This window comes from Arthrobacter sp. 9V, from assembly GCF_902506065.1.
Classification (GTDB): domain Bacteria; phylum Actinomycetota; class Actinomycetes; order Actinomycetales; family Micrococcaceae; genus Arthrobacter.
This window is the reverse complement of record NZ_LR732941.1, coordinates 1-1,006: the sequence shown is the minus strand read 5'-3', so window position 1 is coordinate 1,006 and position 1,006 is coordinate 1. Positions and strand designations below refer to the sequence as shown.

The following is a 1,006-nucleotide window of genomic DNA, read 5'->3' as shown; positions in this document are numbered from 1 at the left end:
GGACCTCGTCCACCGCCGGGCGGATGAGCCGCAGGTACCCAACCGCAGCGGTGTCCGTGCCGAACCACCAGTGCTCGGTGTCGGGCTCGCGGTCACGGCCGTCGAAGTCCTCGGCGGTGACCCGCTGCTCGAGCGCGAACACGCGGTTGCGCAGCACGACGATGCCGTACAGTGCGTCCGTCGTCAGACGGGTCCAGCGGGCGTGGTGCACGGAATGCTCGGACATCGTGGCGAGTTTACTGAAGTGGTCGGGAGTGCCCGGAAGAGCCCGACCGGAAGCAGGAGGAACCAATGGCATACAACGTCGACAAGTCCGACGCCCAGTGGCGCGAGGAGCTCTCCCCGGACCAGTACGCCGTCCTCCGCCAGGCGGGGACCGAACGACCGTGGACCGGTGAACTCCTCGACGAGGAGCGCGCCGGCGTCTACACCTGTGCGGCCTGCAACGCGGAGCTGTTCAAGAGCGGCACGAAGTTCGACTCCGGCTGCGGCTGGCCGTCGTTCTACGAGTCGGTGAACCCCGACGCCGTGCAGCTCATCGAGGACAACTCGCTCGGCATGGCCCGGACCGAGGTCCGGTGCGCGAGCTGCGGTTCGCACCTGGGCCACGTGTTCCCCGACGGGTTCGGCACCCCCACCGGTGACCGGTACTGCATGAACTCGATCTCGCTGAACTTCTCGGAGAAGTCGGGCGAGTGAGCCCCGGACGCCCTCACCGGTAGGATGAGCGGCGTCAGCCGGCATGGCGCAATTGGTAGCGCACCGTACTTGTAATACGGGGGTTGCGGGTTCAAGTCCCGCTGCCGGCCCCAGACGAAGCGATGCCCCGGGCGAAGTCTCGCCCGGGGCATCGGCACACGGAACGCGGATCAGGGGGCGTTCCGGGCGCTGGACGCGGTAACCAGCCGGTCGTGCGACGAGGATGACACCTCACCGACCCGCGCGTCCACACCCTGACCCCACATCCGCGGAAATCCGCACGATGTGCACGAACGCGGAGCGGCCC

Annotated in this window: 1 protein-coding gene, 1 tRNA gene and 1 pseudogene; 2 read left to right on the top strand and 1 reads right to left on the bottom strand. The window is 68.2% G+C overall.

Annotation, left to right across the window (positions count from 1 at the left end):
- A pseudogene (locus tag BACI9J_RS22565) lies at positions 1 to 226 on the bottom strand (hypothetical protein); the annotation flags it as partial.
- 65 nt (positions 227 to 291) lie between these two features.
- Here BACI9J_RS22565 and msrB point away from each other — a divergent pair.
- Both msrB and BACI9J_RS22555 read left to right on the top strand, forming a co-directional pair.
- On the top strand, positions 292 to 699 hold the full coding sequence (gene msrB / locus BACI9J_RS22560) for a peptide-methionine (R)-S-oxide reductase MsrB (RefSeq protein ID WP_017888054.1): 408 nt from the start codon (positions 292 to 294) through the stop codon (positions 697 to 699).
- 37 nt (positions 700 to 736) lie between these two features.
- Positions 737 to 812 (top strand) — tRNA-Thr (locus BACI9J_RS22555).
- Positions 813 to 1,006: the final 194 nt, after the last annotated feature.

What these genes read in the sequence shown, in the direction of transcription:
- msrB (WP_017888054.1), top strand. Translation starts at nt 292, where the DNA reads ATGGCATACAACGTCGACAAGTCCGACGCCCAGTGGCGCGAGGAGCTC.